The following is a 26709-nucleotide window of genomic DNA, read 5'->3' as shown; positions in this document are numbered from 1 at the left end:
ATTTACAGCGGGCGCCCAGCCGTTACGTTGCCGCGATCCGCCGCCCGGACCGGGACGGCGCCTGATATCGGTTGGAGTCATCGGAGCCTATGGCCAGTGCATCGGCGAGCGGGGGCGGCGTACCTGCCCATGCCCGCACCTTCCTCGGACACCCGCTCGGGCTGTTCATGCTGTTCTTCGCGGAGATGTGGGAGCGGTTTTCCTATTACGGGATGCGCGCCATCCTGGTCTTCTACCTGACCAAGCATTTCCTGTTCGGCGAACAGCCCGCCTTCGCGATCTATGGCGCCTATACCTCGCTGGTCTACATCACGCCGATCATCGGCGGGTACATATCCGACCGCTATCTCGGGCCGCGCAAGGCGGTACTGGCGGGCGGTGTCTTCATCACCATCGGCCATCTGCTGATCGCCGCGGTCGAGGCGCCTCAGGGCGTGCAGGGCAGCGCCCTCAACGGTTTCTACCTCGCGCTCGCCTTCATCATCGTCGGCACCGGGTTCCTGAAGGCGAATATCTCGGTGCTCGTCGGCAAGCTGTACCGCCGCGACGACGTGCGCCGCGACGGCGCCTTCTCGATCTTCTACATGGGCATCAACACCGGCGCATTCATCGGCCCGCTGCTGGTGGGCTACCTCGGCGAACGGATGGGCTGGTCCTACGGCTTCGGCGCGGCCGGGATCGGCATGGCGCTCGGCCTCGTCGTATTCGTGCTGTTCCGCCGCGAACTGTACGATGTCGGCGAACCACCCGTGCCCGCCGCGCTGAAAGCGAAGACACCGATTGGCCTGTCGATTGAATGGGCGATCTATGCCGCCGCGATCCTCGCGATCGGCGTCGCATGGTATTTGGTGCGCAATCAGGGCGCGGTCGGAATGCTGCTGATCGTCGGATCGGTTCTGACCATCGGCTATATCCTGATGACGGCGTTCCGGAAGCTGCCGCAGGTCGAGCGGCATCGCATCTTCGCCGCGCTGTTCCTCATCTCGCTGTCGCCGCTGTTCTGGGCGCTGTTCGAACAGGCCGGGTCGTCGCTCAACCTCTACACCGACCAGTCGGTCGATCGCACGGTGCTCGGCTGGACAATGCCGGCCTCGTGGTTCCAGTCGGTCAATTCCTTCTTCATCATCACACTCGCGCCGCTGTTCGGCATATTGTGGACCACGATGGGGAAGCGGGGCATCGAACCGTCCGCGCCGTTCAAGTTCGGCATCGGCCTCATCCTCGTCGGCGCCGGTTTCTTCGCGCTGATCATGGGCGCGCCAGCGGAGGGGCTGACCCCGGCGATCTTCGTCATCCTGCTCTATATGCTGCATTCGATGGGCGAACTCTGCTTCTCGCCGATCGGCCTGTCGTCGATGACGCGGCTATCGGTCGCCAGCATGACCGGGCTGATGATGGGCACGTGGTTCCTCTCGACCGCAGCGGGCAATTTCATCGCCGGCCTGATCGCGCAGGCGACCGGCGGCGAAGGTGCCGGCCCGGCGCAGGTGCTGGCGGTCTACGGTCGTATCGGCTGGTTCGCGATGGGCGTCGGCGTGGTGGTCCTGATCCTCGCGCCGTTCGTCACCCGCCTGATGCACCTCGATACGATCGGCGACGCACCCGATCACGCCCTGGCCGGCGAAGCCGCGATCGGCGAACCTGCAGCGGCGGGCGTCGATACCCGCGACGAGCAGCGGCCCCGCTGAACCTTATTCCTCCCTCGCTTCAGCGAGGGAGGGGACCGTTCGCGTCGCGAATGGTGGAGGGGGCGTTTCCGCAGGCACAAGGCTCGTCGCGAACCTCCCCTCCGTCAGCGCTGGCGCGCCGCCAACTCCCCCTCGGGGGGGAGGAATCAAGCTGCCCGCCGCCCCACCACGCTGGTCACCGCGACGTCCATCGTGACATTGCCCACGGTACGGAACAGGTCCGGCACCGTCTCCACTGCCACCAGTAGCCCCAGCGCCTCGATCGGCACCCCCATCGCGAACGCGACCGGCGCGACGCTGGCGAAGAAGCTGATCGTACCCGGCAGCGACACCGATCCCATTGTCGTGATCGCCGCCGTCGCCACGCCCGCGGCCAGCTGCCCCGGCCCGATCGGCACCCCCAGCCAGTGCGCGACGTACAGCGCCACCGCCAAATTCATCGCCGGGCTGGTCGCACGAAAGATCGCCACCGCCACCGGCAGCACGATCCCCGCCGTCGCCGGGGCGACGCCGATCTCCGCCGACCCCTTCAGCATCGCCGGCAGCGAGGCGAGCGACGATTGCGTGCTGACCGCCACCGCCTGCGCCGGAGCCACCGCACGCGCGAATTTGCGGAAAGGCACGCCGCCGCCGAACCGCGCCACCGGATAGCCCGCCAGCAGCACGATGAAGCCGATCGACGACACCAGCACGATATAATGCACCAGCGCCCCGAACGCCGCCGCCCCCGTCCGAGCGCCGACCCCGTACGCCAGCACGAAGATCCCGATCGGCGCCAGCTTCAACACCCAGCCGATGATGACCAGCATCGCATCGGTGATCGCCTTGAACAGGTCGGTCAGCCGCCGCCGCGCATCGTCTTCCAGCCGCGTGATCGCGAAGGCGAAGGCGAGCGTGAATACCGTCAGCGGCAGGAACGCATCGCCTGCCGCCGCGGCGACGACGTTGGTCGGCACGATCGTGTTGAAGAAATCGGCCAGCGTCGGCACCTTGCCCATCGCCGGCGCTTCGGTCAGCGCGCTGCGCAACGCCTGCGACCACGCCTCCGGCAGCGGCCACAGGTCGAGCAGCAGCGGCATGATCGCTGCCGACATCAGCGTCGTGCACCACAGCACCACCACGAACAGCGCCACCGCCCGCCCTGCGATCCGCCCGGCCTTCGCCGCCTCGGCGGTCGCCGCGATGCCGGTCACCAGCAGCCCGACGATCAGCGGGACGATGACCATCTGCAATGCATGCAGCCACGCCTCGCCGATCGGCTGCGTGACGCTGGTGGCGGCGAGCGCCCAGTCCCTGTCGATGGCGACTGCGGCGATGCCCAGCCCGATACCGACGACGAGCGCGAGGAGGATACGGGTGGCTTGCGACATCGGGTTCCTTGGCGCATCGGGGAACGAACGGACGACATAGCGGAACGGAATGGGCGGGATGGCAAGGAAATATTTCGGTACGGACGGGATCAGGGGTGCGACCAACGCCGGCGCGATGACCGCGGCGATGGCGATGAAGGTCGGCATGGCGGCGGGGGCCTATTTCCTGCGCGGCGACCACAAGCATCGCGTGCTGATCGGCAAGGACACGCGCCTGTCGGGTTATATGCTGGAATCGGCATTGGTTGCAGGCTTTACCAGCGTCGGCATGGACGTGGTGATGGTCGGACCGTTGCCGACCCCGGCGGTGGCGATGCTGACCCAGTCGATGCGCGCCGACATCGGCGTGATGATCTCGGCCAGCCACAATCCCTTCGCCGACAACGGGCTGAAGCTGTTCGGGCCGGACGGCTATAAGTTGTCGGACGAGGCGGAGATGACGATCGAATCGCTGATCGACAGCGACGTGCCGTTGTCGTCCTCGGCGCAGATCGGCCGCGCCCGCCGGATCGAGGATGCGCAAGGCCGCTACATCCACTTCGCCAAGGCGACCTTCCCCGAAAACCTGCGCCTCGACGGCCTGCGTGTGGTGATCGACTGCGCGAACGGCGCCGCCTACAAGGTCGCGCCGTCCGCATTGTGGGAACTCGGCGCCGACGTGATCGCGATCGGCGTCACTCCCAACGGCACCAATATCAATCGCGACGTCGGATCAACCGCCCCGCAAACCTTGTCCGAAACCGTGGTCGCCAGTGGCGCCGACATCGGCATCGCTCTGGACGGCGATGCCGACCGGCTGATCATCGTCGACGAACACGGCAAGGTCGTCGACGGCGACCAGTTGATGGCGACGATCGCCGGCAGCTGGGCGCGCGCCGGCCGCCTGTCGGGCGGTGGTCTTGTCGCGACGGTGATGTCCAACCTCGGCCTCGAACGGCACCTGTCGGCGCAGGGTCTCGGCCTCGTCCGGACCTCCGTCGGCGATCGCTACGTCCTCGAAAAAATGCGTTCGTCGGGCTACAACGTCGGCGGCGAACAGTCCGGGCACATCATCTTGTCGGATTACGGCACCACCGGCGACGGTCTGGTCGCCGCGCTCCAGGTTCTCGCGGAACTGAAACGTTCCGGCGCGCCGGCGAGCGAGGTGCTCCACCGCTTCGAACCGCTGCCGCAATTGCTCAAGAACGTCCGTTTCGCCGGCGGCAAGCCGCTGGAGCACGATTCGGTCAAATCGGTGATCGCCGCTGCCGAGGCCGAACTCGCCGGCACCGGCCGCCTCGTCATCCGCCCGTCCGGTACCGAGCCAGTGATCCGCGTGATGGCAGAGGGCGACGACGCCGCCCAGGTCGAAACCCTCGTCGATCGCATCTGCGACGCCGTCCGCCAGGCTGCTGCCTGATGCTCGAGATGCGTCCGGATTGCGAACGCTGCGGCGCGGACCTGCCCGCGGACGCGCCGGGTGCATTCATCTGCAGCCACGAATGCACCTTCTGCGCCGAATGCGCCGACGCGCTCGACGATCATTGCCCCAATTGCGGCGGCGAACTGATGGACCGCCCGACCCGCGTCGGCAAGGCGCTCAAGGCGAACCCGGCCTCCACCGAGCGCCGCTTCCAAAGCTGACTTAGCGCGCAAAGGTTCAGAGGATGCAGAGATGGTTTGGGGCAGCTCCATCTCACTCTTCCTCCGCGCCTCTGCGCGCAAAAGGAAGGTGATTCACGCGGAGACGCGGAGGCGCGGAGAAGAAGTAAGACGCGCTCACGCGAAGGCGCGAAGACGACGACGCTAGTGAGGGATGCCACCCTCTCCCCGCCCGCCATCCCGGCGAACGGCGGGACCCATGGACCCGCACGGCCAGCGACAACGCACACCAACATCCACCAGCGCATCCATGCGTCCCGGCGTCCGCCCGCATGACGGATAGGAGGGAAGGCGCGCCAGCCCGCAAGCCAGCCCCAAAAACTCTCACTTCTTCTCCGCGTCTCCGCGTGAATCACCCTTCTTCAACCGACCCGAAAACCCGCTGTCCTACACCCCCTGAAAATGACATAGCCGCCTCCATGACGCGCCCCAGCCAAAGCGCCGCCCTCCACCACCATCGAACGGCACCGTGCGGGACGTGTTTTCATCCCGCACGTAGTGTCAACTTCGGCAACTTCCGGCACGAACCATGATCCCCCGCGTCCTCATCATCGCCGGTTCCGACTCGGGCGGCGGTGCCGGTATCCAGGCGGATATCAAGACCGTCGCCATGCTCGGCGGCCACGCCATGACCGCGATCACCGCGATCACCGCGCAGAACACGCTCGGTGTGCAGGCGGTGCATGCCGTCCCCGTCGACATCGTCGTCGCGCAAATGCGCAGCGTCATCGACGATCTCGGCGTCGACGCAGTCAAGATCGGCATGATCGGTTCCGCCGCCACCGCGCATGCCGTGGCGGATGTGCTCGACACGCTCGTCCTGCCGATCGTCTTCGACCCGGTCATGATTGCCACAAGCGGCTCCGTCCTCGCCGATGCGGATACGATCGCCGCCTTCGACCGCCTGATGCGCCGTGCCGCCGTCGTCACTCCCAATCTGCCCGAACTCGCCGCACTCGGCGGGAAGGCGGCGGTCCGCGCGACCGGAGCCGCCGTGCTGGTGAAGGGCGGCCACGCAGAGGGCGACATCGTCGAGGATCGCCTAGTGACCGACGACGGCGAGACGATCTGGACCCACCCCCGCATCGAAACCCGCCACAGCCACGGCACCGGCTGCACGCTCGCCAGCGGGATCGCGACCGGCCTTGCCGCGGGCATGCCGCTCGCCGACGCGGTGGGGCGGGCCATCGCCTATGTGCAGGCGGCGCTTGCGGCGGCGCCCGGCATCGGGGCAGGGTACGGGCCGATGGGACATGCGCTCGGCGTCGCGCCCTTCGACGAACTGGAAGGCTGAATGCCCGGACTGAAGCACGAAAAAACCTGCCTGCCCCCCGTCGCCGGGGTGGACGAGGCGGGCCGCGGTCCGCTCGCCGGCCCGGTGGTGGCCGCCGCCGTGGTGCTGCCGGCGAAGGGCACGCCCCGCGGCATCGACGATTCCAAGAAGCTGTCGGCCCCCGAACGCGCCCGCCTCTGCGGCCTGATCCAGACCCGTGGGCAGTACGGCATCGGCATCGTCGAACCGGCGGAGATCGACACGCTCAACATCTATTGGGCGACGATGAAGGCGATGACGCTCGCGGTCGACGCGCTGGTCGCGAAGCTCGGCTGCGACCCCGGCCATGTCCTCGTCGACGGTAACCGCCTGCCACGCTGGTCCTATGCCGCCACCGCGATCGTCAGCGGCGATGCGCACAGCCTGTCGATCGCCGCCGCCTCGATCGTCGCCAAGCACACTCGCGACGGGATCATGCTCGACCACGCCGCTTCCCACCCGCAATACCATTGGCATTCGAACAAGGGCTATGGCTGCAAGCACCACCTTGCGGCACTGCGCGATCACGGGCCGACCCCGATTCACCGCCGCAGTTTCGCTCCCGTCGCCGCGGCTTACGCCCGAATCACGCCGGATGCCGAATTCGGCTCACCGCAATTGGCGCTCGATGTTCACCATTTTGCCGGATGAGTCTTTTGAGTCACACCCCCAGTGCTGGGGGACACCCGGAATCGCGTTCCCCACATCTTGGGCGGGACTCAGGATGTTCCGCCGGCGCGACGCCGTGACGACGACGGGCGTTAACCATTGCAGGCTTGACGCGAGTCCCCTGTTTCGCGCGAATAGGGCGGCAAGGGGGACGTCATGCCAGTAATCGACAAGGTCAGGCAGCCGCGCATCGCGGCGCGCGCAGCGGTGCCGACGCCGGCGAAGGCGCCGTTGCCGCTCGACAGCATCGTCCGCGGCGATTGCATCGCGGCGATGCGCGCGATGCCCGACAAGTCGGTCGACATGGTCTTCGCCGACCCGCCCTATAATCTCCAGCTCGGCGGCGAGCTGTTCCGTCCCGACGGCAGCCACGTCGATGCGGTCACCGACGATTGGGACAAGTTCGACACCTTCGCCGCCTACGACGCCTTCACCCGCGCCTGGTTGGCGGAGGCGCATCGCATCCTCAAGGATGACGGCACGATCTGGGTAATCGGCAGCTACCACAACATCTTCCGCGTCGGTGCGGCGGTGCAGGACCTCGGCTATTGGATTCTCAACGACATCGTCTGGCGCAAGGCCAATCCGATGCCGAACTTCCGCGGCACCCGCTTCACCAACGCGCATGAAACGCTGATCTGGGCGTCGAAGGGTGAGGGCGCGAAATACACCTTCAACTATCGCTCGATGAAGACGCTCAACGACGAACTCCAGATGCGCTCGGACTGGGAATTCCCGATCTGCGGCGGGGCTGAGCGGTTGAAGAAGGGCGGGGTGAAGGTCCACCCGACGCAGAAGCCCGAGGCGCTGCTGTACCGCATCCTGCTCGCCTGCACGAAGCCCGGCGACGTGGTGGTCGATCCCTTCTTCGGCACCGGCACCACCGGCGCGGTCGCCAAGCGTCTCGGTCGCCACTGGATCGGCATCGAGCGCGAGGGCGACTATATCGAGGCGGCGGAGGAACGCATTGCCGCCGCCCTGCCGCTCGACGAATCCGCGCTCGCGACGATGCAGAGCCCGCGTCAGCAGCCCAAGGTGGCGTTCGGCGTGCTGGTCGAGAACGGCTATCTGACGCCCGGCGCGGTGCTGACCGACGCCAAGCGCCGCTTCCGCGTCACCATCCGCGCCGACGGCAGCCTGCTGTCCGACTGCGGCGCGACCGGATCGATCCACAAACTCGGCGCGACGTTGCAGAACGCACCCGCCTGCAACGGCTGGACCTTCTGGCATCACGAAGCCGGCGGCAAGCTCCAGCCGATCGATACCCTCCGCCAGACCTACCTGCTGGCGACGCAGCCATAATTCTCAGTCCTCCCTCGCTTCAGCGGGGGAGGGGAACCGCCGGCGCAGCCGGTGGTGAGGGGGCATCGTCGCAAGCCACCCACTCCGTGGCCCGCTTCCCGTCGGTCACCGCTACGCGGCGCCTCGTGGGGAGAGGGAATAGAAAGCCACCTTGCCTTGTTGGATCGGACGGCGGATGAACCCCGGCGATGACGCTCCACCTTCGCCCAGCCCAGTTCGTCGATACTCCCATAACGCAGCCCGACGGCACGGTCGCGCGCCTCGCCGGCGGCATGCAATGGTTCGCCGCTTATGAGGTGATCGAGCACGGGACCCGCCGCACCGTCCCGGTCGCCGACGTCGGATCGCTGGGGGACCGCGCCGCTGCGCTCCACGCCGCCATCACTGCTCCCCGTCCACCGCTCCAGCTCGGCGAGCGCACGCTCCGCCTCGACCAGCCGCTGGTCGCCGGCATCCTCAACGTCACGCCCGACAGTTTCTCCGATGGCGGCAAGCATGCCGACGATCCTGCAGCCGCCGCAGCCGCCGGTGTCGACATGGCCGCCGCCGGCGCCGCCCTGATCGACCTCGGCGGTGAGTCGACCCGCCCCGGTGCCGCACAGGTATGGGAAGGCGACGAGATCGCCCGCATCGTCCCCGTCGTCGAACGCCTCGCCCGCAGCGGCACCCCGGTCTCGATCGACACCCGCAAGGCGGCGGTGATGGAGGCGGCGCTGGCGGCGGGCGCGCACATTGTCAACGATGTGTCGGCGCTGTTTTGGGACGACCGCGCGCTGGCGCTGGTCGCAAAGGCGCAATGCCCGGTCGTGCTCATGCACTCGCCCGATCCAAAGCAGGGTGGTCACGCCCGCACCGACTACCGCGACGTGCTGATCGAGGTGTTCGACTGGCTGGAGGCGCGGATCGCCGCCGTCACTGCGGCTGGCGTCGCACGATCGCGCATCATCGTCGATCCCGGCATCGGCTTCGGCAAATCGCTGGCCGAGAACCTCGCGCTCATCAACGGCATCGCGATCCTGCATGGGCTCGGCTGTCCGATCATGCTCGGCGCCAGTCGCAAGCGGATGATCGGCGCGCTTGATAACGAGGCACCGGTGGCGGCGAGGTTCGGCGGGTCGCTGGCGATGGCGCTGAAGGGCGCAGAGGCCGGCGTGCAGCTGCTCCGCGTCCACGATGTCGCGCCGACGGTGCAGGCGCTGAAGGTATGGCGCGGCCTACGCGACCGCGCCTTGGTGGGAAATTAGGCTTCGGCGGCGTCCGTGTCGTCGCCGGCGGCCGGGCGTTCGAACCACGCCTCGACCTCGCCGTTCAGCTTCAGCGTCAGCGGGCGACCATGCCGGTCCACCTTCTTGCCAAGCGCGACGCGGATCCATCCCGCGGCACGGTCATATTCCTCGACGTCCTTGCGCTCGACACCCTTGAAACGGATGCCGATGCCGCGCTCCAGCGCAGGCTGGTCGAAGTACGGGCTCGACGGATCGGTCGACAGGCGATCGGGGGGCGTTTCGGTCATGCCTGCGCGCTTAACCGCATCGGCCGGCACCCGCCACGAAAAAGCGGCGCGGAACCAGGGTCCCGCGCCGCCTCTCCGACGAAATTCAACTTCGGCTCAATAGCCGTAGCCGTAGCCATAACCGCCTTGGTAGCCATAGTCGTAGCGCGGCGCGTAATTGTAATACCGCTCCCGCACCACGACGCGGGGCGGCGGGGCATAATAGCGGTTGCGATAGACCACGCGGGGCGGCGGGGCATCATAATAGCCGTCGTAACCGCGGTCATAATAGCGCCCGCGGTTGTTGCTCGCGATCGCAGCACCGATACCAAGACCGACGATGCCGCCGAGCAGGGCACCCGCGGCCGCGTCGCCGCCACGGTTGTAGTGGCGATAACCGCGATACCGCTGCGCATCGGCCGGAGCCGCCGCCGTCAGGGCGGTGGCGGCAAGCGCAACGCCCAGTCCTGCCTTTTTCATCAACGTATTCATGACGCTGAACTCCTCATCACAACGCTGGGAAGGAAACGCATACGGACCCGAGCGTGTTGCAAGCGGATTAGACGGGTCGGCCTGAACCCGTCCGGAATGGCGCGTTCATATGCGGTTTATGCCGGCAGCGGCTTAAACGAAAAAGGGCGGCCACTCGCGCGGCCGCCCCGTTTCGTATTCCCATCGGATAGAGAGGCTTACGCCGCCTGCTTCGCCCGGCTCGCGCGCTTGCGCTCGTTCGGGTCGAGGTGGCGCTTGCGCAGGCGGATCGACTTCGGCGTCACTTCGACCATCTCGTCGTCGTCGATGTACGCGATCGCCTGCTCCAGCGTCGCACGCTTCGGCGGGGTCAGGCGCACCTGATCGTCCTTGCCGCCGCTGGCGCGGAAGTTGGTCAGCGCCTTGGTCTTCATCGGATTGACTTCGAGGTCGTCCGGCTTGGCGTTCTCGCCGACGATCATGCCCTCGTACAGCGCCTCGCCATGGCCGACGAACAGGATACCACGCTCCTCGAGCGGACCCAGCGCATAATTGTTAGCCTCACCGGTGCCGTTGGAGATCAGCACGCCGTTCTTGCGGCCCTCGATCTTGCCCTTGTGGGGGCCGTACTTCTCGAACAGCCGGTTCATGATGCCGGTGCCGCGCGTGTCCGACAGGAACTCGCCATGGTAACCGATCATGCCGCGCGACGGCGCCGAGAAGGTGATGCGCGTCTTGCCGCCGGTCGACGGCCGCATGTCGGTCATCTCCGCCTTGCGCAGATTCATCTTCTCGACGACCGTACCCGAATGCTCGTCATCCACGTCGATGATGACGGTTTCGTACGGCTCGGTCTTCTTGCCGTCCTCATCCTCGCCGAACAGCACGCGCGGGCGGCTGATGCCCAGCTCGAAGCCCTCGCGGCGCATCGTCTCGATCAGCACGCCGAGCTGCAATTCGCCGCGGCCGGCGACTTCGAAGCTGTCCTTGTCGGCGGCTTCGGTCACCTTCACGGCGACGTTCGATTCGGCCTCGCGGAACAGCCGCTCGCGGATCATGCGGCTCGTCACCTTGGTGCCCTCGCGGCCCGCCATCGGCGAATCGTTCACCGCGAACCGCATCGACAGCGTGGGGGGATCGATCGGCTGCGCGTGCAGCGGCTCGGTGACGGTGATGTCGGCGATCGTGTTCGCGACGGTCGCGACGGTCAGGCCGGCGAGGCTGATGATGTCGCCCGCCTTGGCTTCGTCGACCGGCACGCGGTCGAGGCCGCGGAACGACAGGATCTTCGACGCGCGACCGGCCTCGATGATCTTGCCGTCGTTATCGAGCGCGTGGATCGCCTGGTTGGTCTTCACCGTACCCGAATTGACGCGACCGGTCAGGATGCGACCGAGGAACGGATCGCGGTCGAGCAGCGTCACGAGGAAGGTGAACGGCACCCCCGCGACTTCCACTGCGGGGGGCGGCACATGCTTTACGATCGTCTCGAACATCGGGATCAGCGTGCCTTCGCGCGCGTCCATGTCGGTCGAGGCGTAGCCGTTGCGGCCCGACGCGTAGAGCACCGGGAAATCGAGCTGCTCGTCGTTCGCGTCCAGCGACACGAACAGGTCGAACACCTCGTCCAGCACTTCCTGGATGCGCGCGTCGGGACGGTCGACCTTGTTGACGACGACGATCGGCTTCAGGCCGAGCGCCAGCGCCTTGCCGGTCACGAACTTCGTCTGCGGCATCGCGCCTTCCGACGAATCGACCAGCAGGACGACGCCGTCGACCATGCTGAGGATGCGCTCCACCTCGCCGCCGAAGTCGGCGTGGCCGGGCGTATCGACGATGTTGATGCGGATGCTCTCGCCACCACCGGGGGGCGCCCAGTCGACTGACGTCGGCTTGGCGAGAATGGTGATCCCGCGCTCTTTTTCGAGGTCGTTCGAATCCATCGCACGCTCTTCGACGCGCTGGTTGTCGCGGAAGGTGCCGGACTGGCGGAACAACTGGTCGACGAGCGTGGTCTTGCCGTGGTCGACGTGCGCGATGATCGCCACGTTGCGGAGGCTCATGGGAATTCCTGATGTGATAGGGTATTGGGCGCGCCCATAGCCGAAATGTTGCGCCGCGGGAAGAGGGGCGGGGTCGGGATCAGACGTCCCTGAGGACCGTGCCGGTGTCGCGGGCGCCGTGGAGGACGCGGACGAGGCGGATGCCGTCGGGGACCGGTCGATAAAACAGGATGTAGGGACTGACCGTGAAGCTGCGCAGCCCGCGTGAGCCGTCGAACCACATCGCGCCGAGATTGGGATTGTCGGCGAGCAATCCAAGCTTGTCGTCGATCCGCGCGAGCAGGCGACTTACGGCAGATTACATGGCGAGGCCTTTACACCCCGCCGTGCGGCGCGGCTGCGTGCGACCCGGCTCAGCGCGCCACCCTTTCGGCGGCCAGTTCGGCAAGGACTTCACGCTTGATCTCGTCGACGTCCCAAGGTTCGTCTTCACCTTCCCCGCCTTCGTCGAGCAGTCGCTCGAGTTCGGCCATCGGCAAGCCCGTTGCCGAGTCGATCCGGCCATCCGTTGCTTCCAATACGATGCGGTTGCCGTCGCGCGTCACCCGAACCTCGGCCGCATCAACGCGATAGCCCGGGGGCAGGCGGACCACCTGTTCGTCGCCGGCCCATTCGACCCGTGCCATGTCGTTCATGCGAGCGTCTCCGTTCCCGACCTATCTACTATCTCGCTCGTCCGCTGTCACCGCTCTGTCCTACGTGGACAGCCTCCTGTAGACCCTCCGGCATGCCTGCATTCTCCTATCCTGCGGCGAACGAAGGCGGCCATGCCGCCGGCCCTTGCCGGATGGGGCTGCGCCCTCGATCGGGGGCGAAGTTGAGGCCGATCGCTAAACGCGTGAAGCTCTCAACTTCCTCAACTTCACACGATACGGACCGTGGCTTTCCCCTGCGAAGGGTTTGCGGCGACTCGGGCGCGCGTATTATTCACATGATACACTTGAACGGGGCGGCGCCAACCGGCACATTACCAACGACGACCGGGCGACAGCCTGCTGGAGGACGATGATGGCGACGACCGTGGACACTGTTAATGCCCACCCGGACCTGGTGCTGACGCCGCCCGATCCGGTGCCGACCGTGGCTGCCGAACGCGCCGCCGGCCTCGTGCCGATCGACGACGTCAAGAAGACGCAGCTCGAAACGCGAGTCGACACCTTCGTCGCCGAACTGATCGCAGAGGACGTCAACAGCCCCGAATTCGGCCGCCGCGTCGATGCGATCACCGGCATGGGCGCCAAGGAAATTCGCGAGGCGGCGGGCCAGTCGAACCGCTTCCTCGACCGGCCGATCCGGGCGATGGACAAGGATAGCGGCGTCGGCGCCGACCTCGCCCAGTTACGCCGCGTGATCGAGGACCTCGATCCCGGTCGCAAAGGCGCGCTCTCCGGCCCCAAGAAGATATTCGGCATCATCCCGTTCGGGTCGAAGATGCGCGATTATTTCGAAAGCTATCAGTCGTCGCAGACGCACATCAGCGCGATTCTCAAGAACCTCGCCAGCGGCAAGGACGAGCTGCTGATGGACAATGCCGCGATCGATACCGAACGCGCCAACCTGTGGTCGGCGATGGGCCGCCTCGAACAGATGATCCACCTCAGCAAGGCGATGGACGCCAAGCTTGAGGACAAGGCGAACGAACTCGACCACACCGACCCCGCCAAGGCGAAGGCGATCCGCGAGACGGCTTTGTTCTACACCCGCCAGCGCACGCAGGACCTGCTGACCCAGATGGCGGTGACGGTGCAGGGCTATCTGGCGCTCGATCTGGTCAAGAAGAACAACGTCGAGCTGGTGAAGGGTGTCGATCGTGCATCGACCACCACCGTGTCGGCGCTGCGTACCGCGGTGACCGTGGCGCAGGCGCTGGCCAACCAGAAACTGGTGCTGGAATCGATCACCCAGCTCAACACGACGACCGCCAACATCATCGATTCGACCGGCAAGCTGCTGCGTTCGAACACCGCCGCGATCCACGAACAGGCGGCGGCCTCGACGATCCCGCTGGAAACGCTGCAACGCGCCTTCCAGAACATCTACGACACGATGGATGCGATCGACACCTTCAAGCTGAAGGCGCTCGATTCGATGAAGACCACCGTCACCGCGCTCGGCAGCGAGGTGGAGAAGTCGAAGGGCTATATCGCCCGCGCCGAAGGTGCCGCGCAGGGTGCGTTGAAGGGGCCGACGAGCGACCAATATCGTCTGGAGTCGGTGTAGAGGCATGACCGAAGTCGACCAGCAGATCGAACGTGCACGCGCCGCGATGGCGCGGATCAGTGAGGATTACCGCGGCCAGGTGGGGGCGCAATATCGCGCTCACGGCAAGCGGCTGAAGCGCAAGGCGGTCGGCGTCGGCACGCGGCTGGCGTTCATCTGTGCGGTCAACGCCATCATCCTGATTGCAGCGGCCATCGCGGGTATGGTCGTTCCGCTCGGCCTGTTCGGCGGGCTCGCCGTATTGCTGCTGATGGCGGCGGTGACGATCGCGATCGCCATTGCGCCGGCGGCACGTGCGCCGAGCGAGAAGGTACTGCGAGAGGTCGATATCAAGGCGCTGCCGAGCAAGACCGAGCGATGGCTGGAGGCGCAGCGGCCGGCGCTGCCCGCGCCAGCACGTGGGTTGGTCGATCAGATCGGCATACGTCTGGAAACGCTGTCGCCGCAGCTCGGTCGGCTGGAGGGCCGCGAGGAGGAGGCCTATGAGGTGCGCCGTCTGATCGGCGAGCAATTGCCTGCTTTCGTAAAGGATTACGCCCGCGTTCCTGAATCGCTGCGCCGGGTCGAACGCAATGGGAAGACGCCGGATGCCGAACTGGTCGCCGGCCTGAAACTGATCGAGCAGGAGATCTCCGATATGACCGCCCGGCTGGCGCAGAACGATCTCGACAACCTGTCCACCCGCGGTCGCTATCTCGAGATCAAATATCGGGACGAGGCGGGTCAGTGAACCCTGCGGTCGATGGGGCGTTCACCCTTGCCGATGTTACATAATCTTCATTCTCACGTTTTGCCCCGTCTTGTCCCGATCTTCCGACTGCGCCATGCGTGTCGTCCATGATGACTGACGACGATGGGCAGAGGGTGACGGGCGTACCGGCACAGGGGACGATAGATAGCGGCCACGACGATCCGATCGGCCGCCCCGGCCTGCATCATTGGCGCGAAAGCACGATCACCCGGCCAGGTCTCGATGACCGCGGCAGCGTGTTCTTCGCCGCGATCGAGATGACGCGAATGCCGATGATCCTGACCGATCCCAACGAACCGGACAATCCGATCGCCTTCGCCAACAAGGCGTTCCTCGACCTCACCGGCTACGAGGAAGAGGAGGTGCTCGGGCGCAACTGTCGCTTCCTCCAGGGCGCGCAGACCGACCGCAACGCTGTCGCGGAATTGCGCGATGCCGTCGCGGAACGCCAGTCGATCGCCATCGAACTGCTCAATTATCGGCGTGATGGTTCGCCGTTCTGGAATGCGGTGTTCATTGGCCCGGTCTACGACGTCAATGGCAAGCTGTTGTATTTCTTCGCAAGCCAGCTTGATGTTACTCGCCGCCGCAACACCGAACAAAGCTTCCGCCAGGCGCAAAAGATGGAGTCGATCGGCCAACTGACCGCCGGTCTTGCTCACGACTTCAACAACCTGTTGCAGGTGGTTAACGGCAACCTCGATTTACTGGCAGCGGTCACGGACAGCGAACGCGCGAAGCGCTACGTCGTCGCGGCGCAGTCGGCGGCCGAACGCGGCGCAAAGCTGACGCGGCAGCTGCTGGCCTTCGCCCGCAAGACCCGGCTGGAGCCAAGGCCCGTCGATCTCAGCCATCTGATCACCGATTTCAGCGACGTGATGGAAAGCTCGATCAACAAGCGGGTCGACTTGCACCTCAGCCTGCGCCGTGGTCTGGCGCATGTCGTCGTCGATCCCGATCAGCTCGAAATGGCGCTGCTGAACATCGTCAACAATGCCCGCGATGCGATGCCGAAGGGCGGCGTCGTCACCATCTCGACGATGCCGTTGCGGCTCGACGAAGAGAACGCCCGCGAACTGGCGGCGGGCGACTACGTCACGCTCGAAGTGCGCGACGAGGGCGAGGGTATGCCGGTAGAGGTGCTGGAACGCGCCGTCGAACCGTTCTTCACCACGAAGGGTGTCGGGCAGGGCACCGGGCTGGGCTTGGCCATGGCGAGCGGCTTCGTCCGGCAATCCGGCGGGCGGCTGGAGATCGACAGCGAGCCGGGGCGCGGCACCGCGGTCAAGATGATCTTTCCGACGGCGCGCGCCAGCCTGCTGGCGGCGCAGGAAGACCAGCCGGAGCCGACACCCGCCGCGCCGACGCCCCCGAGTGGCTATGTCGAGCACGTGCTGATCGTCGAGGATAACGAGGAGGTGCTGGCACTGGCGAGCGAGATCCTGATCAGCGCCGGTTATCGGGTGACGACCGCAGGCAGTGGCGAACAGGGCCTGAAGACGTTCGAGGACGTTCACCTCAACAATCACTTCGACCTGCTGTTCACCGACCTGGTCATGCCCGGCGGCATGAATGGCCTGATGCTGGCCGATGCGGTCATCGAGCGCGATCCGACCGTTTCGGTGCTGCTGACCACTGGCTATAACGAGGAACTGGTGGTCAATGGTCCCCGCAAGCGGGCGACGGATGTGCTGAGCAAGCCGTATCGCCGGTCGGAATTGCTCGACCGGGTGCGGCAGGCGCTCAACCGGCGCGGCAGTGGCGGTCCCCGACGGCAGCGTTCCGACTTCGGCGCGGCGGAGGCCTGAGCGGAGGAAGCGGAAATGGTGGGCGCTGACGGGTTCGAACCGCCGACCTACTCGGTGTAAACGAGCCGCTCTACCAGCTGAGCTAAGCGCCCCCGATCGGGTGATTCTGCACTGCCAAAGCCGACGGGGATGCGCAAGAGGGATCGGGCAGCGTCAAATTTTTCGGGCCATGATGAAGTAATTGGCCATGGCATCGATGGCGCGGGGCGAAAGCGTCATGAAGGCGCGGCGTTTGTCGTCGGGGTCGCGGTGGCGGATAAACAATTCCATGTCGGTCATCTTCGCGATCCAGCGCAGCGCGGTGGTGGGTGCGACGCCAGCGGCGATGCACAAGCTGGATACGCTGACGTCGGTGCCCTTCAATTTGTGGGCGTAGAGATCGAGCAGCATGTCCCAGGCGGGATCCTCGAACAGCGCTTCGCCGGCAAAGGTGCTGAAGGAGATCGCGCGCCGCCGCCGCAGGGCGATCGCACGCTGCACCTCGTCGAGCCGGACCGCATCGCCAGACGTCTCGGGTTCGGCACCATAGTTCCCGCGCCGATCGGCGATCTCGCTGCGCAGAGATACGGCATCGCGGCTGAGTTCGTTGGCCAGCCGTGCGATCGACGACAGATTGTCGTTCAACCGGCCCAGTCGGTCGTCGTGCCGGTCGGGGCCGCCGTGATCAAAAGGCGGCCGCTGATCACATACCTTGCCTGACGATCCCTCATGCAGTTCCGGCGTGGCGACGGTGGTGGCCCGGCGGAGTGCCGCGACCCGATCCGCGAGCGTCGGAGCGTGCAGCACCTCGATCCGTGGCCCCAAGAGGTGCCGGGTAACGACGTCGATCTGGTCTTCGGCGATCGTCACAACGGCGGACGAAGCCGAAGCGGCGACATGTCCTTCGATCGCCGGCAGGACCGCCTGCAACACCGATGGCGCGACGCCGACCGCCTCGATGACGAGGACCGGAAAGCTGGCCAGCCGGGGCAATGCCATTTCCGCATCCCGCCAAGCGACCCGCTGGAGCAACCGTCCGCCCGCTAACGTGATGGCGTCCCCGGCGTCCGTATCCCCGTCGGCGATCAGCAGCATCGGCGGCCCCTGTATTCGGTACGGGCGGCATCCGATCGTTGCGACGCCGCTGGGCATAAGCTGGTCCATGCCACGACGATAAGCGGACCGATGACGGTATCGCGCCCAGTCACCTCCATTTTCGTGGTATCGGGCATGGCGGCGGCGTGATGTCCGATATTATCACCTCCAAAATGGAGAGATCGATGATCAGTCGAGGGATTTGACGATCTCTTCGACCATCTTCTTGGCGTCGGCGAGCAGCATCATCGTATTGTCCATGTAGAACACGTCGTTATCGACCCCGGCATAGCCGACGCCGCCCATCGAACGCTTGATGAACAACACCGTCTTGGCCTTCTCGACGTCGAGGACGGGCATACCGTAGATCGGCGAGGTCTTGTCGGTCTTGGCGGCGGGATTGGTGACGTCGTTGGCACCGATGACGAAGGCGACGTCGGTCTGCGCGAATTCGGAGTTGATATCCTCCAGTTCGAATACCTCGTCGTACGGTACATTCGCTTCGGCAAGCAGCACGTTCATGTGGCCGGGCATGCGGCCGGCGACGGGGTGGATCGCGTATTTCACGCGGACGCCGTGTTCCTTGAGCTTGTCGCCCATCTCTCGGAGCGCGTGCTGCGCCTGCGCGACCGCCATGCCGTAGCCGGGGACGATGACGACCTGTTCGGCCTGGCTCATGAGGAAGGCGGCGTCTTCGGCCGATCCGCGCTTCCAGGGGCGGTCGACCTTGGTGCCGTCGCCGCCGCCGGTGTCGCTCGACGCGCCGAAGCCGCCAGCGATGACGCTGATGAAGCTGCGATTCATCGCACGGCACATGATGTAGCTGAGGATCGCACCCGACGATCCGACCAGCGCGCCGGTGATAATCATCGCCGAATTGTGCAGCGTGAAGCCCATCGCCGCCGCCGCCCAGCCCGAATAACTGTTGAGCATCGACACGACGACCGGCATGTCCGCGCCGCCGATCGGGATGATGAGCAGGAAGCCGATTGCGAAGCTCAGCACCGTGATCGTCCAGAAGATCCACGGGCTCTGATCCTGCGTGAAGTACGCGATCAGCAGCAGGATCGCGGCGAGCACGCCGAGGTTGATGATGTGGCGGCCGGGCAGCATGATCGGCTTGCCGCCCATGTTGCCGTTCAGTTTCAGGAAGGCGATGACGCTGCCCGAGAAGGTGATCGCGCCGATCGCCACGCCGAGGCCCATCTCGATCCGGCTAACCGTACGGATGTTGGCGAAGGGATCGCCGATCATCGGGATGACGAGGTCGGCGATACCGAACGCGACCGGGTTGAGATAGGCGGCGCAGGCGACGAGGACGGCAGCGAGGCCGACGAGGCTGTGGAAGGCCGCGACCAGCTGCGGCATGTCGGTCATCGCGATACGGCGGGCGGTCACGATGCCGATGACCGCGCCGATGCCGATTGCGGCGACGAGTTCGACGATGGTGACGAGGTCGAGCCGCGCGAGCAACGGGCCATCCACCGGGACCGCGCCATCCGGCCCGGTCAATACGAATTGCACCGCCTGCATGGGCACGTGGGTCACCAGCGTCGTCACCACGGCAATGGTCATGCCGATCATGCCGAAGCGGTTGCCTCGCTGGCTCGATGTCGGCGACGACAGGCCGCGCAGCGCCAGGATGAAGCATACCCCGGCGACCAGATAGGCGAGGGCAGCGAACGAGCTGCCTGCGGTTACGTGTTCCATCCTACCCCCAGATCATCGGTCTTGCTGTCGCCGCGTGGCACGTCAGTGCTTCGCGGGCGCCGGCCGGTCTTTCTTCTTGTACATCGCCAGCATGCGGCTGGTGACGGCGAACCCGCCGAAGATGTTGATGCTCGCCAGCACCACGCCGAGCAGCCCGAGCCATTTCGAGGAGGCGCTGCCCGCCGCCGCGCCGGCGATCAGCGCGCCGACGATGATGACCGACGAGATGGCGTTGGTCACCGCCATGAGCGGCGTGTGCAGCGCCGGTGTGACCGACCAGACGACGTAATATCCAACAAAGCAGGCCATCACGAAGATCGACAGGATCGCAACGAAGTCCATGTTCAGCTCCTCAGCGGCTCATCGCCGGCGTACCGACAGCCCCAAACTTGTCGATCCGGGCGACGACGTCACCCCCATGTTTGCCATACCCGATCTTCGATTCGGGGCCAATCACAGCGGGCGTGGCGATGGCGGCATGCATGGCCGGTAGTATAACGCGATTCAGGCCGTGTAGGACAGGACCGATCACGCCCCCAACAACCGGGCGTTGACGACCTGACCGGCCCTGGTGAGTCGGACGGCGTCGCCGATCTCCTCGTCGATTACCGGACGGCCGGTGTCCTTGTCCCAGAAGGTTGACAAAAAATTGTAGAGGTTGCGGCTGAACAAGGCGGAGGCGTCCGCGGGAAGGCGGGAGGCGACGTTGCGGTGGCCGACGATCTTGACGCCGTGACGTACGACGATTTCACCAGCCACTGCGCCCTCGACGTTGCCGCCCTGTTCGACCGCGAGATCGACGATGACGCTGCCGGGCTTCATGCTGGCGACCTGGGCGTCGCTGATCAGGCGCGGCGCGGCGCGGCCCGGGATCAGGGCCGTCGTGATGACGATATCCTGCTTGGCGATATGCGACGAGACCAGTTCGGCCTGCGCCGCCTTATACTCGTCGCTCATCTCGCCGGCGTAACCGCCGCTGCCTTCGCCCTCGATCCCCTTCACGTTCTCGACGAAGATCGGCTTGGCGCCGAGCGACTGGATCTGTTCGCGGGTGGCGGAGCGGACATCCGTGGCGGAGACCTGCGCGCCGAGGCGGCGGGCCGTGGCGATCGCCTGTAGCCCCGCGACGCCGACGCCCATCACGAACGCCCTGGCGGCGGAGACAGTGCCTGCCGCAGTCATCATCATCGGAAAGGCGCGGCCATATTCGGACGCGGCGTCGAGTACCGCTTTGTAGCCGGCGAGGTTGGACTGCGACGACAGGATGTCCATCGACTGCGCGCGGGTGATGCGCGGCATAAATTCCATCGCCAGCGCTTCGTAACCCGCCGCGGCATAGGCATCGACGCGGGCACGATCGCCGAAGGGGTTGAGGCCGGCGACGATCCAGGCGCCGGTATTGGCGCCGGCGAGGCCCGCCGGATCGGGGCCCTGCACGCCGAGTACGATATCGGCGTCCGCGAGCACCGTTGCACGATCCGCGACGGTGGCACCGGCGTCGCGATACGCCTGATCGGCATAGGTCGCCGCGTCACCGGCGCCCGCCTCGATCGCGACCTCCGCACCCAGCGCGATGAATTTCTTCGCAGTTTCCGGCGTCGCGGCAACGCGCCGTTCGCCGTCTGCATGTTCCTTGAGGACGGCGATCTTCATCGGGCGGCGCTTACGCGATCAGCCAGATCACGAGTGCGGCGATCACCGCACATCCGACCGTACCCCATTTCAGCATGCCGATGACGCTGGAATACGTCGATACATGTGCCTTCATGTCACCGTTGCCGGCCATCACCCAACCCCTGCTAACCGCGGCCTGCACCGCCTTTGGGTGATTAACTGCCCGCAAAGCGTCGCCGCCGTCAAGGCAAGCAAAAGCGCATCAGGCTTAAGTCGCTCTTTACCGGCGCATTGTATCACCTGCCCCGAAGCGGGACGGGAAATATTATGACGCGCAACGGACAGCGCTTGCTTTTGCTGATCGACGACGAGCCGGCACAGCGGCGGCTGGTATCGGCGCTGGCGGCGCGTGCGGGCTGGCGGTCGATCTTTGCAGCGGACGGCGAGATGGCGCTGGCGCAGCTCGGCACGCAGGACGGGATGCAACTGGACGCGATCCTGCTCGATCACTGGGCGCCGGAAGCGGATGCGGCACCTCTGATCGCCGAATTGCGCGAGCGACGGCCAGCGCTGCCGATCCTGTTGCTGACCGCCAACGGATCGGTGGCGCATGCGGTCGCGGCGATGCGGGCGGGGGCGACCGACTTTCTGGTCAAGCCACTGGCGCCCGAACGGCTGCTTGCCGCGCTGGAAGCAGCAGTGGCGGGCACCGCCGCGGGTGAACTGCGGCCGCTGACCGAGAAGATCCCGGCGTTGCTCGCGTTCGACGAGATCGTCGGATCGTCGCCCGATTTCCGCGCCGCACTGGCGATCGCGGCAAAAGCGGCGCGCGCGCGCGTGGCGGTGCTGGTCGAGGGCGAGAGCGGCGTGGGCAAGGAGGTGGTTGCCGATGCGATCCATGCGGCTTCGCCCCGCTCCAAGAAGCCGATGGTCACCGTCAATTGCGGTGCCATCCCGGCCAATCTGGTCGAATCCGAGCTGTTCGGGCACGAGAAGGGCGCGTTCACCGGCGCGTTCGAGCGAAAGATCGGACGGTTCGCCGACGCCGACGGTGGCACTATCCTGCTCGACGAAATCGGCGAGATGCCGCTAGAGACGCAGGTCAAGTTGCTGCGGGTGCTGCAATCGGGCGAGATCCAGCCGATCGGTGCGCGTCACGCCCGGGAGGTCGACGTCCGCGTCATCGCCGCGACCAACAAGAAGTTGCTCGACGAGGTCGAGGCGGGGCGGTTCCGCGAGGATCTGTATTACCGGCTCAACGTGGTGCAGGTCACGATCCCGCCCCTGCGCGAGCGATTGGGCGACGTACCGGCGCTGTCACGGCATCTGCTGGCGCGGATCGCACAGCAACCGGGATTGCGGCCGCTGGGGATCACCGACGATGCGCTGGCGCTGCTGGTGCAGTACGACTGGCCGGGCAACGTGCGACAGTTGCAGAACGCCCTCTTCCGCGCGGCGGTGCTGTGCGAGGGCGCGGCGCTGACGCGGGCGGACTTCCCGCAGATCGCCGCGCTTGGCGATCGTCGTACCGGCGTCGTCGGATCGGCGACCGCGTCCGGTGGCGGCGTCACCCTGTTCCGTCCTGACGGCAATCTGCGCCCGTTGGAGGATATCGAGGCGGATGTGATCCGGCTCGCCATCGGCCATTACCGCGGACGGATGACCGAAGTCGCCCGGCGACTGGGGATCGGGCGATCGACGCTGTATCGCAAGCTCGGCGAACTGGGCATCGACAACGCCGCAGCGTGATGGGCACTGCCTGCTTGCAGGGGGTGTACGGTCCGATGTAGCGATGTCGCCTGCTCGCAGGAGGAAACCCCGGCCATGGATCATCGTGCGGTCGCCATCGTCCCGAGCAGCGATCTTGACGCGAGCGAGGCGTTTTATCGGCGCCTGTCATTCGACGTTGTCGGCGATCATGGCCATTACCGCATTCTGACGGACGGCAGGGGCTGGCATCTGCACCTGACCCTCGCGCCCGGCTGGCCGAAAACGATCGAGGACAATCCGTTCGGGCTGTACCTGTATGTCGACGACGTCGATGCCATGGCCGACGCGGTGCGCGAGTTGATCATCGAACCTGGCGCGCCGCACGTCAAACCCTGGGGTACCTATGAATTCGCCGTGAGCGATCCCAGCGGATTGCTGGTGCGCATCGGTCGGATCATCGACGCGGCCTGACCCCGTTGCCGGACGGGGACGGTGGTTTTCCGCCACCCGGCCTCACGCCTTTCCGATGCTACCACAGGATGCCCTTGATCGGGGTGACCGGACCGGGCGCTTCGTCGCCGATCGACTGGAGCAGGTCGATCTCGATCGTCCGGCACATGGCGGTCAAAGGGACGTCGTGAACCGTATTGGCGAACGGATCGACCAGGTCGTCACCGATCTGGAGCACTGCAAGGAACATCAGCCCGGCGACGGTCGACCCCAGCGGAGTGGCGAAGCCAAGCGTTTCGACGAGGCCGATCGGCAGCAGGATGCAGAACAGATGGGTGAACAGCGTCGGAAAGAAGCGATACTGGTTGGGTAGCGGCGTGTTCTTCAGCCGCTCCATGCCGCCCTGTGCATTGGCGATATCGACCATCGTCGATTCCATCCGCGCCTGCTGAATCGTGTCGATCCAGCCCTTGCGACGAGCATCGTCGACGCGGCGGCCGGTGCCGTCGAGCAGGCCGTTGGCGACGTTGGTCCGGGCTAACGCCGGCTCCGCCTCGCCCCGCGACAGAAATTTGAGCACCTGTTCGTCGACGGGCTGCTTGCGCAACTGGCAGCGGAGCGCGTTCACATAGGCGATCTGGCGTAGCACGATCGACCGGCGCAGATCGTGCGCCTCGTCCACCGGCAGGAAATTGCGCGCTTCGCGGCTGAGGCTGCGTGAGGCATTGATCATCGCGCCCCACAGGATGCGGCCTTCCCACCAACGTTCATAGGCGGAATTGTCACGGAAGCCGAGGAACAGCGCCAGCACGGAACCGAACAGCGTCAGCGGCAGCGAAGGCGCCTTGAACGGCAGGATGTAATAGGTGACGGTAACGATCACGTCCCAGACGAACAGCAGCAGCAGCGGCTTCCACACCTCCGATACGATGCGGCCGAGACGGGGAGTGGGTGCGACGATCATGGGCCCTCACGATTGGGAACGGAACGAACGCAACGCGCGATGTTCGATATTGCTGCGATGCGGAACGCTTTGCCGTGCGGCAGGCGCGGCGACAAGCGTATCATGGCCGATCCGGGTGGTTCGCGCGTCGGATGGCCATTATGGCTGCGGGGGCCGGATGCTGTCCCATCGTCCGGCGATAGCATCAAGCGACCGGCGGGCGTCGTCCAAAGCCTGGGGGCGGCATGTATAGAGCGTCTCGCGGCCCTGGCGGGTGACCTCCACCAGCCCTGCTTCCTCCAGCGTCCGTAGATGCTTGGTCACCGCCTGCCGCGTCATGCCGAGGGAGGCGGCAAGACGTGTAATCGGACGTGTGCCTCCGCCGCGAAGAATGACGAGCAAAGACAGGCGGGTAGGGTCGCCGAGCGCGGCGAACAAACGCGCTGCCTGTATCGGTCTGGCAATAGGCGCGGTCATGGCAACCTCCGGGTTGCCGATGGTGGCAACCGATCGGTTGCTTATTACCGAATGGTCATAATCCGGCAACCCTGCGGTTGCCGGATTGCATTTATGCCGCTTCGAGCGCTTCGGTCGCTTCCAGCCATTTCGCTTCCAGTGTCTCGATCCGGTCCTGCACGTCGGCGCGGCGCTTCATCAGCTCGCTCATCGCCAGTTTGGCGAAGCGATCTTCGGCCGTCTTGGGATCGAACATCGCGCGGTCGATCGCATTGCGGTCGCTGGTGAGGGTAGCGATCTCCGCCTCGGTATCGCGGATCGTCTTTCGACGCAGCTTTTCGGCGTCCCGGTCGATCGGTTTGCCCTTGGGCTTCTTGGCCTTGGGTTCGGGCTGCTTGTCGCCGGCGAGGACGAAGGCGATGTAATCGTCGAGCGTGCCGTCGAATTCCTTGGCGGTGCCGTTGTCGACCAGCACGAGGCGGTCGGCGGTCATTTCGAGCATGTGGCGATCGTGGCTGACGAGGACGACGGCACCGGTATAGGCGTTGAGCGCCTGCACCAACGCCTCGCGGGCATCGACGTCCAAGTGGTTGGTCGGTTCGTCGAGGATCAGCATATGCGGCGCGTCGCGGGTGATGAGCGCGAGCGCGAGCCGCGCCTTTTCGCCGCCGGACATCTTGCCGACCTTGCCGACCGCCTTGTCGCCCGAGAAACCGAACCGGCCGAGCTGGGCGCGGACCGCGGCGGGGCTGGCGCCCTTCATGATCCGGGTCATGTGTTCGAGCGGGGTATCGTCGGCGTCGAGTTCCTCGACCTGATATTGGGTGAAATATCCGACCTTCATCTTGCCCGACGAGGCCATCTCGCCGTCCATCGGCGTCAGCTGTGCGGCGAGCAGGCGGGCGAGCGTGGTCTTGCCGTTGCCGTTGCGGCCGAGCAACGCGACGCGATCGTCGGGGTCGAGGCGCATGTTGAGGCGCTTGAGGATCGGCGTCTCGCTGTAGCCGACCGACGCCATGTCGAGCGTGATGAGCGGCGGGCGCAGTTCGGTGGGATCGGGGAAGTCGAACGACAGCGACGGATCGTTGGCGAGTTCGGCGATCGGCTGCATCTTGGCCAGCATCTTCTGCCGGCTTTGCGCCTGCTTGGCGGTGGAGGCGCGGGCGGAATTGCGGGCGACGTAATCCTGCAGCTTTGCGCGCTGGATATCCTGGTTCGCCTTGGCGGCGGCGAGCTGCGCCATGCGCTCGGCGCGCTGGCGCTCGAAGCTGTCGTAGCCGCCCGGATAGAGCTGGATCTTGCCGTTCTGGAGGTGGAGGATGTGATCCACCACGTTGTTGAGGAAATCGCGTTCGTGGCTGACGACGACGATCGTCGCCTTGTAGCCGACGAGGAAATCCTCGAGCCACATGACGGCTTCGAGATCGAGGTGGTTCGAGGGCTCGTCGAGCAGCAGCAAGTCGGGTTGCGAGAACAGGAGCGCGGCGAGCGCGACGCGCATCTTCCAGCCGCCCGAGAAGCTGTCGAGCGGGCGCTGCTGCATATCCTCGTCGAAGCCGAGGCCGAGCAGAATTTGTGCTGCCCGCATCGGCGCGGTGTAGGCGTCGATCGCGATCAGGCGTTCGTAGACGTCGCCGAGGCGGTCGGGGTCTTCGCTGGTTTCCGATTCGATCATCAGCGCGGCGCGTTCGGTGTCGGCGGCGAGCACGGTGTCGAACGGGGTAGCGGTGCCGGAGGGCGCTTCCTGCGCGATATAGCCGAGGCGGGCGCCGCGGGGCATGTCGGCGGTGCCGTCGTCGGGTTCGAGCATGCCGGCGATGACGCGGACGAGCGTCGACTTGCCCGCGCCGTTGCGACCGATGAGGCCGACGCGGCTGCCGGGGGGCAGCGATGCGGATGCGCCGTCGAGGATCGTGCGGCCGCCGAGGCGCACGGTGATGCCGTTGAGGTTGAGCATGCGGGCGC

26 protein-coding genes and 1 tRNA gene are annotated in these 26709 nt (G+C 65.9%); 12 read left to right on the top strand and 15 right to left on the bottom strand.

Annotated elements, in window-relative coordinates:
• Nucleotides 1-89 precede the first annotated feature (89 nt).
• Nucleotides 90-1688, top strand: a complete 1599-nt coding sequence (locus NF699_10580; protein ID USU03534.1) for a peptide MFS transporter — start codon at nt 90-92, stop codon at nt 1686-1688.
• Nucleotides 1689-1834: 146 nt separating this feature from the next.
• Here NF699_10580 and NF699_10575 read toward each other — a convergent pair whose 3' ends face one another.
• Nucleotides 1835-3058 (bottom strand): dicarboxylate/amino acid:cation symporter, encoded by a 1224-nt coding sequence (locus NF699_10575; GenBank protein USU03533.1) that lies wholly within the window; start codon nt 3056-3058, stop codon nt 1835-1837.
• A 58-nt stretch (nt 3059-3116) separates the two neighbouring features.
• Here NF699_10575 and glmM point away from each other — a divergent pair, with 58 nt between their 5' ends.
• The 6 genes from glmM to folP all read left to right on the top strand — a co-directional run bounded on the left by glmM (nt 3117) and on the right by folP (nt 9226).
• The gene (glmM, locus tag NF699_10570) at nt 3117-4457 is read left to right on the top strand and encodes a phosphoglucosamine mutase (protein USU03532.1); all 1341 of its coding nucleotides are present in this window, start codon (nt 3117-3119) and stop codon (nt 4455-4457) included.
• A complete protein-coding gene (locus NF699_10565; GenBank protein USU03531.1) occupies nt 4457-4681 on the top strand; it encodes a DUF1272 domain-containing protein in 225 nt (74 codons plus the stop codon). The genes glmM and NF699_10565 overlap by 1 nt, the downstream gene beginning before the upstream one ends.
• 547 nt (nt 4682-5228) lie before the next feature.
• Nucleotides 5229-5993: a bifunctional hydroxymethylpyrimidine kinase/phosphomethylpyrimidine kinase gene (thiD, locus tag NF699_10560; GenBank protein ID USU03530.1), complete on the top strand. Its 765-nt coding sequence runs from the start codon at nt 5229-5231 to the stop codon at nt 5991-5993.
• On the top strand, nt 5994-6662 hold the full coding sequence (locus tag NF699_10555) for a ribonuclease HII (GenBank protein USU03529.1): 669 nt from the start codon (nt 5994-5996) through the stop codon (nt 6660-6662).
• 291 nt (nt 6663-6953) lie between these two features.
• A complete protein-coding gene (locus NF699_10550; protein ID USU07050.1) occupies nt 6954-7982 on the top strand; it encodes a site-specific DNA-methyltransferase in 1029 nt (342 codons plus the stop codon).
• Between the two features lie 188 nt (nt 7983-8170).
• A complete protein-coding gene (gene folP, locus NF699_10545; protein ID USU03528.1) occupies nt 8171-9226 on the top strand; it encodes a dihydropteroate synthase in 1056 nt (351 codons plus the stop codon).
• Here the strand turns inward: folP and NF699_10540 are convergent.
• The 5 genes from NF699_10540 to NF699_10520 all read right to left on the bottom strand — a co-directional run bounded on the left by NF699_10540 (nt 9223) and on the right by NF699_10520 (nt 12643).
• Nucleotides 9223-9495 (bottom strand): DUF3297 family protein, encoded by a 273-nt coding sequence (locus tag NF699_10540; GenBank protein USU03527.1) that lies wholly within the window; start codon nt 9493-9495, stop codon nt 9223-9225. The two genes, folP and NF699_10540, sit on opposite strands and share 4 nt — an antisense overlap.
• Before the next feature lie 96 nt (nt 9496-9591).
• A complete protein-coding gene (locus tag NF699_10535) occupies nt 9592-9966 on the bottom strand; it encodes a hypothetical protein (protein USU03526.1) in 375 nt (124 codons plus the stop codon).
• A gap of 197 nt (nt 9967-10163) precedes the next feature.
• A complete protein-coding gene (gene typA, locus NF699_10530; GenBank protein USU03525.1) occupies nt 10164-12008 on the bottom strand; it encodes a translational GTPase TypA in 1845 nt (614 codons plus the stop codon).
• A gap of 79 nt (nt 12009-12087) precedes the next feature.
• The gene (locus NF699_10525; GenBank protein ID USU03524.1) at nt 12088-12261 is read right to left on the bottom strand and encodes a type II toxin-antitoxin system RelE/ParE family toxin; all 174 of its coding nucleotides are present in this window, start codon (nt 12259-12261) and stop codon (nt 12088-12090) included.
• A gap of 100 nt (nt 12262-12361) precedes the next feature.
• Nucleotides 12362-12643 (bottom strand): hypothetical protein, encoded by a 282-nt coding sequence (locus tag NF699_10520; protein ID USU03523.1) that lies wholly within the window; start codon nt 12641-12643, stop codon nt 12362-12364.
• A gap of 373 nt (nt 12644-13016) precedes the next feature.
• On the opposite strand from NF699_10520, the gene NF699_10515 reads away from it, so the two are divergent.
• The 3 genes from NF699_10515 (at nt 13017) to NF699_10505 (ending at nt 16787) form a co-directional block, all read left to right on the top strand.
• A complete protein-coding gene (locus NF699_10515; protein ID USU03522.1) occupies nt 13017-14228 on the top strand; it encodes a toxic anion resistance protein in 1212 nt (403 codons plus the stop codon).
• Between the two features lie 4 nt (nt 14229-14232).
• Nucleotides 14233-14958 carry a hypothetical protein gene (locus NF699_10510; protein USU03521.1) on the top strand — a complete coding sequence of 242 codons (726 nt, stop codon included), beginning with the start codon at nt 14233-14235 and terminating at the stop codon, nt 14956-14958.
• 110 nt (nt 14959-15068) lie between these two features.
• On the top strand, nt 15069-16787 hold the full coding sequence (locus NF699_10505) for a histidine kinase famiy protein (GenBank protein USU07049.1): 1719 nt from the start codon (nt 15069-15071) through the stop codon (nt 16785-16787).
• A gap of 16 nt (nt 16788-16803) precedes the next feature.
• Here NF699_10505 and NF699_10500 read toward each other — a convergent pair.
• The 6 genes from NF699_10500 to NF699_10475 form a co-directional block, all read right to left on the bottom strand.
• Nucleotides 16804-16879: transfer RNA gene (locus tag NF699_10500), tRNA-Val, on the bottom strand.
• A gap of 61 nt (nt 16880-16940) precedes the next feature.
• Nucleotides 16941-17930 carry a MarR family winged helix-turn-helix transcriptional regulator gene (locus tag NF699_10495; protein USU03520.1) on the bottom strand — a complete coding sequence of 330 codons (990 nt, stop codon included), beginning with the start codon at nt 17928-17930 and terminating at the stop codon, nt 16941-16943.
• 120 nt (nt 17931-18050) lie between these two features.
• Nucleotides 18051-19571 carry an NAD(P)(+) transhydrogenase (Re/Si-specific) subunit beta gene (locus NF699_10490; protein ID USU03519.1) on the bottom strand — a complete coding sequence of 507 codons (1521 nt, stop codon included), beginning with the start codon at nt 19569-19571 and terminating at the stop codon, nt 18051-18053.
• 42 nt (nt 19572-19613) lie between these two features.
• Nucleotides 19614-19913, bottom strand: coding sequence for an NAD(P) transhydrogenase subunit alpha (locus NF699_10485; GenBank protein ID USU03518.1), 300 nt, complete (start codon nt 19911-19913; stop codon nt 19614-19616).
• 186 nt (nt 19914-20099) lie between these two features.
• Nucleotides 20100-21224, bottom strand: coding sequence for an NAD(P) transhydrogenase subunit alpha (locus tag NF699_10480; protein USU03517.1), 1125 nt, complete (start codon nt 21222-21224; stop codon nt 20100-20102).
• A 10-nt stretch (nt 21225-21234) separates the two neighbouring features.
• Nucleotides 21235-21357 (bottom strand): aa3-type cytochrome c oxidase subunit IV, encoded by a 123-nt coding sequence (locus NF699_10475; protein ID USU03516.1) that lies wholly within the window; start codon nt 21355-21357, stop codon nt 21235-21237.
• Between the two features lie 155 nt (nt 21358-21512).
• Here NF699_10475 and NF699_10470 point away from each other — a divergent pair, with 155 nt between their 5' ends.
• The gene (locus tag NF699_10470) at nt 21513-22934 is read left to right on the top strand and encodes a sigma-54 dependent transcriptional regulator (GenBank protein USU03515.1); all 1422 of its coding nucleotides are present in this window, start codon (nt 21513-21515) and stop codon (nt 22932-22934) included.
• Between the two features lie 75 nt (nt 22935-23009).
• Nucleotides 23010-23366, top strand: coding sequence for a glyoxalase (locus NF699_10465; GenBank protein USU03514.1), 357 nt, complete (start codon nt 23010-23012; stop codon nt 23364-23366).
• A gap of 58 nt (nt 23367-23424) precedes the next feature.
• On the opposite strand, the gene NF699_10460 is transcribed toward NF699_10465, so the two are convergent.
• The 3 genes from NF699_10460 to NF699_10450 all read right to left on the bottom strand — a co-directional run bounded on the left by NF699_10460 (nt 23425) and on the right by NF699_10450 (nt 26701).
• Nucleotides 23425-24309, bottom strand: coding sequence for a hypothetical protein (locus NF699_10460; protein ID USU03513.1), 885 nt, complete (start codon nt 24307-24309; stop codon nt 23425-23427).
• A gap of 138 nt (nt 24310-24447) precedes the next feature.
• Entirely contained in the window at nt 24448-24765 is a 318-nt protein-coding gene (locus NF699_10455; GenBank protein ID USU03512.1) for a metalloregulator ArsR/SmtB family transcription factor, read from the bottom strand.
• A gap of 91 nt (nt 24766-24856) precedes the next feature.
• Complete coding sequence (locus tag NF699_10450) at nt 24857-26701, bottom strand: ATP-binding cassette domain-containing protein (protein USU03511.1); 1845 nt, start codon at nt 26699-26701, stop codon at nt 24857-24859.
• Between the last annotated feature and the right edge of the window lie 8 nt (nt 26702-26709).

Source organism: Sphingomonadaceae bacterium OTU29LAMAA1, assembly GCA_024072375.1.
Lineage (GTDB): Bacteria > Pseudomonadota > Alphaproteobacteria > Sphingomonadales > Sphingomonadaceae > Sphingomonas.
This window is presented reverse-complemented; position numbering and strand designations above follow the sequence as displayed.